Origin of the sequence: Proteus sp. G2626 (assembly GCF_009915985.1) — a bacterium.
GTDB classification, from domain to species: Bacteria; Pseudomonadota; Gammaproteobacteria; order Enterobacterales; family Enterobacteriaceae; genus Proteus; species Proteus vulgaris.
In genome coordinates this window covers 727,743-734,151 of record NZ_JAABNH010000027.1, presented here as the reverse complement: position 1 = coordinate 734,151, position 6,409 = coordinate 727,743, and the positions used below count along the sequence as shown (strand labels likewise).

Annotated in this window: 8 protein-coding genes; all 8 read left to right on the top strand. The window is 43.8% G+C overall.

Annotation, left to right across the window (positions count from 1 at the left end; genetic code table 11):
* Positions 1-300: lysis protein (locus GWJ05_RS15855; RefSeq protein ID WP_202612569.1), on the top strand; the 300-nt coding region annotated here is incomplete at its 5' end.
* Positions 297-716 carry a hypothetical protein gene (locus GWJ05_RS15850; RefSeq protein ID WP_161681352.1) on the top strand — a complete coding sequence of 140 codons (420 nt, stop codon included), beginning with the start codon at positions 297-299 and terminating at the stop codon, positions 714-716. The genes GWJ05_RS15855 and GWJ05_RS15850, both read left to right, overlap by 4 nt.
* Before the next feature lie 70 nt (positions 717-786).
* Positions 787-1,059 carry a DUF2829 domain-containing protein gene (locus GWJ05_RS15845; protein ID WP_161681499.1) on the top strand — a complete coding sequence of 91 codons (273 nt, stop codon included), beginning with the start codon at positions 787-789 and terminating at the stop codon, positions 1,057-1,059.
* A gap of 114 nt (positions 1,060-1,173) precedes the next feature.
* On the top strand, positions 1,174-1,401 hold the full coding sequence (locus GWJ05_RS15840) for a DUF2560 family protein (protein ID WP_161681498.1): 228 nt from the start codon (positions 1,174-1,176) through the stop codon (positions 1,399-1,401).
* A gap of 94 nt (positions 1,402-1,495) precedes the next feature.
* Positions 1,496-1,879 (top strand): ubiquitin carboxyl-hydrolase, encoded by a 384-nt coding sequence (locus tag GWJ05_RS15835; RefSeq protein ID WP_069368037.1) that lies wholly within the window; start codon positions 1,496-1,498, stop codon positions 1,877-1,879.
* 1 nt (position 1,880) lies between these two features.
* Complete coding sequence (locus tag GWJ05_RS15830; RefSeq protein ID WP_124743771.1) at positions 1,881-3,293, top strand: PBSX family phage terminase large subunit; 1,413 nt, start codon at positions 1,881-1,883, stop codon at positions 3,291-3,293.
* A gap of 2 nt (positions 3,294-3,295) precedes the next feature.
* On the top strand, positions 3,296-5,497 hold the full coding sequence (locus tag GWJ05_RS15825) for a portal protein (protein WP_161681497.1): 2,202 nt from the start codon (positions 3,296-3,298) through the stop codon (positions 5,495-5,497).
* Between the two features lie 10 nt (positions 5,498-5,507).
* Entirely contained in the window at positions 5,508-6,407 is a 900-nt protein-coding gene (locus GWJ05_RS15820; protein WP_161681496.1) for a phage capsid protein, read from the top strand.
* Positions 6,408-6,409 lie beyond the last annotated feature (2 nt).

The following is a 6,409-nucleotide window of genomic DNA, read 5'->3' as shown; positions in this document are numbered from 1 at the left end:
CAAGCCCGTATCACTCGATTAAATCAACTCGATATTCGTCACTCACAGGAGTTAGCCAGTGCAAAGAATGAAATCAACACTCTTCGTGATGCTGTTAGCTCTGGCTCTAAGCGGGTGTACGTCAAAGCCGAGTGTCCAACAGTTACCAAGAATTCCACCGAAAGCGGAAGCGATGAAGCCACCGCACGACTTAACAAAGCAGTTGAACAAGATTATCTACGTCTCAGAGAAATGATAGTCGAGAACGAACAGCAAACTTTGTATTTACAGGATTACATTAAAACGGAGTGTTTACGATGAGCGAGCAAGCATCAAAGGTGCTGATTGATTTACTGGAAAAGGCATCTAGTGGTATCGATTCTGCGGTGGCATTTAGTCAGGCGCAAATTCCTGAAGTGATTAGTCAGTTATTAGCATGGAAGATGGCGATGGGTATCATTTGGTTTGCTTTTGGCTTGGCGACTATTGCATTCGCTATATTTATTCCCGTATGGGCTGGTCGTCAGCGTCGAAAAGGTGCTTTATGGACTTATTATGATGGAGATGCTCGATTTAATCTGAGTTCAATTTCGTATGATTTCATTAGAACACCATTTCCACTTGGTTTGCTTTTTATTGGTGTGCTCATTTCAGTTGTGAGCTTAAATTTTTGGCTGAAAATACTAATAGCTCCGAAGTTATATCTAATCGAATACGCAGCTTCACTAATTAAGTGACAAACAATAAGGCAGAACAAAACAAACCTCGCTCAATAGCGGGGCTTTTTAATACCTAAAGGAGTATGAAATGGTTAATTTTGGCAAGGCGCTTGAAGCTGTCAAGGCAGGAAAAAAAATCTCACGGTCAGGATGGAATGGTGCGAATCAATTCGTAATTAAAGCAGGTGGCTACACAGTAAGCGAGCCTCGTGAGGGGAGCGATTACCATCGAGCAGGAATTACTGGTGAATTTATTATTGCCCCACACCTTGATTTAAAGAATGCGCAAGGAATTATGCAGCCCGGCTGGGTTCCGTCGCAAGGTGATTTATTCGCAGAAGATTGGGTAATTCAAGAATAACCCCGACAAGGTAACAGGAGGTGATCCTTCTTGCTGACGGGTAAGCCGTAAGCGACCAAAGTAACGTAGTGATACGTGATGATGGTTGCGATTAACTTCACACAGGAACATCAAATGACAGAAATTACAGCACAGAATCAAATGCGCTTAGAGCTATTACGACTGGTTGGCAATGATACTGCAGCGGCTCAAGCGGCTATCGAGTTCGTAAAAGACGACGCTCTCAAGTTTGAGTTATTCAAAGACTCATATAAGCAGTGTCAGACTGAAAGTGAATTTGTATCACGAGCACAGAAAGCGGCGCGAGAAGCTCAAGAAGCACTGGACCTATTCGCAAAGTAGTTAATTACACAGCTCATTTACGAGTGGGCTGGATAATTGATTAAAGGAGGTCACTGTGACAAAGAAAAATAAAGGTGGTCGCCCGTCTGATTACATGCCTGAGACTGCTCATGACATTTGTTCAAAGCTTGCAGAGGGAGAAAGTTTGCGATCGGTTTGCAGGAGACCTGGAATGCCAAGTAAAGCGACAGTATTCCGTTGGTTATCCGAAAATGCAGAGTTTCGAGACCAATACGCGAAGGCAACAGAGCAAAGGGCTGATGCATTATTTGAAGAGATTCTAGAAATAGCTGATGACGTGCTTCCTGATTCCGCTGAGGTGGCTAAGGCTAAGCTTAGGATCGACACTCGAAAATGGTCGCTGGCTAGAATGTCTCCCAAGAAGTATGGCGACAAAGTTACACAGGAAATTACTGGTGCTGATGGCGGCGCAATTCAAATAGAAACATCACCTATGAGTTCATTATTCGGTAAATAGCATGACACAGATAAACCCTATCTTTATGCCATTCATTGAGGCGCACCGTTACAAAGTCGCTAAAGGTGGCAGGGGTAGCGGTAAATCTTGGGCGATAGCTAGGCTTCTCGTTGAAGCAGCAAGGAGGCAGCCGGTACGTATACTTTGCGCTCGTGAATTGCAAAACAGTATTAGTGACTCAGTTATCAGGCTTCTTGAAGATACGATAGAGAGAGAGGGCTATAACAATGAGTTCGAAATTCAGCGCACTATGATTAAACATCTTGGCACTGGCGCTGAGTTTATGTTTTACGGCATCAAGAATAACCCGACAAAGATTAAGTCACTTGAAGGTGTGGATGTTTGTTGGGTGGAGGAAGCAGAGGCGGTAACAAAAGAGAGTTGGGATATTCTGATCCCGACAATTCGAAAGCCTAACTCTGAAATATGGGTGAGCTTTAACCCGAAAAACATTCTTGATGACACCTATCAGCGTTTCGTTGTTAACCCACCTGATGATATTTGCTTGCTTACTGCCAACTATACCGACAACCCTCACTTCCCTGATGTATTGCGATTAGAGATGGAGGAATGCAAACGCAAGAATCCAACGCTATATCGGCATATCTGGTTGGGTGAGCCAGTAAGCGCTAGTGATATGGCTATTATTAAACGTGAATGGTTAGAGGCTGCTACCGACGCACACAAGAAGTTAGGATGGAAAGCTAAAGGTGCGGTCATTTCAACTCACGACCCGTCTGATACTGGCGGTGATGCCAAGGGGTATGTTTCACGCAGGGGATCAGTAGTTAACAAAGTTGCAGAAGGTTTGCTAATGGATGTTAACGAGGGCGCTGATTGGGCTACGGAGCAAGCTATTCAAGATGGCGCTGATCACTTCCTATGGGATGGTGACGGATTGGGTGCGGCATTACGCAGGCAAGTTACTGACGCATTCACTGGAAAGCAAACAACAGTAACCATGTTCAAAGGTAGTGAGTCTCCTTTCGATGAGGATGCGTTATATCAATCTGGCGCATGGGCTGATGAAGTAGTTAGCGGTGACAATAGTCGAACCATCGGCGATGTATTCAGAAACAAGCGCGCACAATTCTACTATGCATTGGCTGACAGGCTCTATTTAACTTATCGAGCAGTAGAGCATGGCGAATATGCAAACCCTGACGACATGATTAGCTTCGATAAAGAAGCGATTGGCGAACAGATGTTAGAAAAACTATTCGCAGAGCTTACGCAAATTCAACGTAAGTTTAACGGTAATGGCAAGTTAGAGCTAATGACCAAGGTTGATATGAAAGTCAAACTTGGCATTCCATCGCCTAACTTGGCTGACTCCCTCATGATGTCTATGTATTGCCCTGTGATTATTCATGACGATACAGAGATTTACGTCCCATCATCTTCTAGTTGGTAACTATGGCTGAAACACTACAACAAAGACATGAGCGAATAATGCTCAGGTTTGACCGTGCGCACTCACCGCAAGAAGATGTGAGAGCGAAATGCGTCGAAGCAACACGGTTTGCACGAGTTCCCGGTGGTCAATGGGAGGGTGCAACTTCTGCGGGTACTAAACTCAATGATCACTTTGAGAAATACCCTAAGTTTGAAATAAACAAGATAGCCACTGAGCTAAACAGGATCATCAGTGAGTATCGCAATAATCGAATCACAGTTAAGTTTAGACCGGGTGACAAAGAAGCAAGCGAAGATTTAGCCGATAAATTAAATGGTTTGTTTCGTGCTGACTACGAAGAGACTGACGGTGGTGAGGCTTGTGATAATGCATTTGATGATGCAGCAACAGGTGGATTTGGTTGCTTTAGGTTAACAACAAACTTGGTCAATGAGTTAGACCCGATGGATGACAGACAGCGAATTTCTATCGAGCCTATTTATGATCCGTCTCGTTCTGTGTGGTTTGACCCTGACGCCAAGAAATATGACAAGTCTGATGCCGAATGGGCTTTTTGCATGTACTCGCTATCCACCGAGAAGTACAAGGCTGAGTACAAAAAAGACCCAGCAACGTTAGATGTAGGCATTGATAGATCATGGGATTATGACTGGTTTGATTCTGATGTCGTCTATATTGCTAAGTATTATGAGGTAAGAAAAGAATCAGTTGATGTTGTCAGTTTCCAAAACCCAATTACTTCAGAGGTTGTTACCTATGACAGCGAACAACTTGAGCAGGTTGGTGATGAATTAATTGATATCGGCTTTGTTGAAGTTGCTCGAAGAACAGTTAAGCGCCGTCGAGTTTATGTGTCAGTGGTCGATGGTGATGGATTCCTTGAGAAATCTCAGAGAATACCCGGTGAACACATTCCTTTAATCCCTGTTTATGGTAAACGCTGGTTTATTGATGACGTCGAGCGAGTTGAGGGGCATATTTCAAAAGCAATGGATGCACAACGCCTTTATAACTTGCAGGTGTCAATGCTTGCTGACTCAGCAGCGCAAGACCCAGGATCAGTTCCTATTGTTGGCAAGCAACAGATTAAAGGGCTTGAAAAACACTGGGCTGATAGAAACTCAAAAAGGCCTGCATTCCTTCCTCTGAATGAGATAACCGATAAGCAAGGCAATGTTATTGCTCCAGCATCAGCAATTGGTTATACGCAACCACAGCCACTTAATCAGGCAATGGCTGCGCTGCTGCAGCAAACAAGCTTAGATATTCAGGAAGTAACTGGTGCTAGTCAGGCAATGCAGCAAATGCCTAGCAATATTGCCAAAGAGACCGTTAATAGTCTTATGCACCGATCGGACATGGCTTCGTTTATCTATCTGGATAACATGGCTAAGAGCTTGAAACGTGCTGGTGAAGTATGGCTGTCGATGGCTAGAGAAGTATATGGATCTGATAGGCAAGTTCGCGTAGTTAATGAGGATGGTACTGATGATATAGCGCTGATGTCTGTGATGATACGAGATAAACAAACAGGCGAAATTGTAGCCATGAATGATTTATCTACTGGTCGTTATGATGTCACGGTTGATGTAGGCCCATCTTATACAGCAAGGCGTGATGCCACTGTTTCAGTGCTGACAAATCTTCTTGCTGGGATGCTTCCTCAAGATCCTATGCGCGCAGTTGTTCAGGGGATTATCTTGGACAATATGGATGGTGAAGGTCTTGATGAGTTCAAGGAGTACAACCGCAATCAGTTGCTTACTCAAGGTGTCGTAAAACCTCGCAATGTAGAAGAAGAGCAAATTGTCGTTCAGGCACAGCAACAGGCGCAACAACCTAACGCTGAGTTATTGGCAGCGCAAGGTGTGTACTTGCAAGGACAGGCAGAAGTCCAGAAGACGAAAAACGAAGAGCTATCCATCCAGGTTAAAGCATTCCAAGCACAAACAGAAGCTAGAGTTGCAGAGGCTAAAGTTGTCCAGCTTCTGGCATCAGCAGATAGCACAAAGCGCGCTGAAATTAGAGAGGCGCTTAAAATGTTACATAACTTCCAGAAAGAACAAGGCGACTCATCACGAGCAGATGCCGAGTTAATTCTAAAAGCAACAGACACGCAGCATAAGCAAAGCCTAGATGTTGCGAAAACTATTCAATCACAAAGTAACCAACAGTCTCCTGCGGACTTCTCGCAGAGTTAAGGAGTAATAAATGGAAAACGAACTGATCATTGATGGTCAGGCTGTACCCATGTCTGAAAATCAGGAATCACAACAGCAGGAAAATACAGAACAATCAACGCAAGTTAGTGAGAATAATGCCGCTAATAATGCCGAGGTTGTCACTGGTGATTCGGCTGAAGTAAAACCAGATCAGAGTGTCGAGCAGGAGCAAGATTACTCCTTGCAAATCGGCGATGAAGAAATATCGTTGACTGATGAAGAAGATTTAATTGAAGACCAGTCTACGGCTAAATGGATTAAAGACCTTCGAAAAGGCTTTAAAGATACTCAGAAAGAAAACCGTGAACTAAAGCGCCAACTTGAGGAAATTACAGCCAAGCAAACGCAAGATCCAGCGGTTAATCATAATGATGAAATACCTCAGAAGCCAACACTAGAGTCATGTGATTGGAGTGAAGAGGCATACGAGAAAGCATTAACTGATTGGTATGAGAAAAAAAGCCGTGCTGATCAGAGCAAAAAAGCCAAGGAGAAAGAGCAGCTCGACTATAAGGAAAAAATCCTTAAGCGACTGGAAGATCATAAGCAACGAGCATCTAAGTTACCTGTAAAAGATTACGCTGAGATGGAAGAGATTGTCACCAATGAAGTTCCTATCATCCATCAGGAAATTTTACTTAGAGCTGCCGATGAAGGTACAGAGCTAATTGCTTATGCACTTGGTAAGAATAAAGAATTGCGCCAGCGGCTTACAGCTGAGAAAGACCCAATACGTGCAGCATTCCTACTTGGTCAGCTTAGCCAGAAAGTTAAGTTAGCACCAAAACCAAAGAAAGCACCTAAACCTGAGCCGGAGGTTAAAGGTGGAGCGGGAAGCGTCACGACTGATGAATTAAACAAACTGTGCCCTGGCGCAATTATTGAATAAAC

Coding starts and splice junctions, on each gene's coding strand:
- GWJ05_RS15845 (WP_161681499.1), top strand. CDS start 787: ATGGTTAATTTTGGCAAGGCGCTTGAAGCTGTCAAGGCAGGAAAAAAA.
- GWJ05_RS15850 (WP_161681352.1), top strand. CDS start 297: ATGAGCGAGCAAGCATCAAAGGTGCTGATTGATTTACTGGAAAAGGCA.
- GWJ05_RS15825 (WP_161681497.1), top strand. CDS start 3,296: ATGGCTGAAACACTACAACAAAGACATGAGCGAATAATGCTCAGGTTT.
- GWJ05_RS15835 (WP_069368037.1), top strand. CDS start 1,496: ATGCCTGAGACTGCTCATGACATTTGTTCAAAGCTTGCAGAGGGAGAA.
- GWJ05_RS15820 (WP_161681496.1), top strand. CDS start 5,508: ATGGAAAACGAACTGATCATTGATGGTCAGGCTGTACCCATGTCTGAA.
- GWJ05_RS15830 (WP_124743771.1), top strand. CDS start 1,881: ATGACACAGATAAACCCTATCTTTATGCCATTCATTGAGGCGCACCGT.
- GWJ05_RS15840 (WP_161681498.1), top strand. CDS start 1,174: ATGACAGAAATTACAGCACAGAATCAAATGCGCTTAGAGCTATTACGA.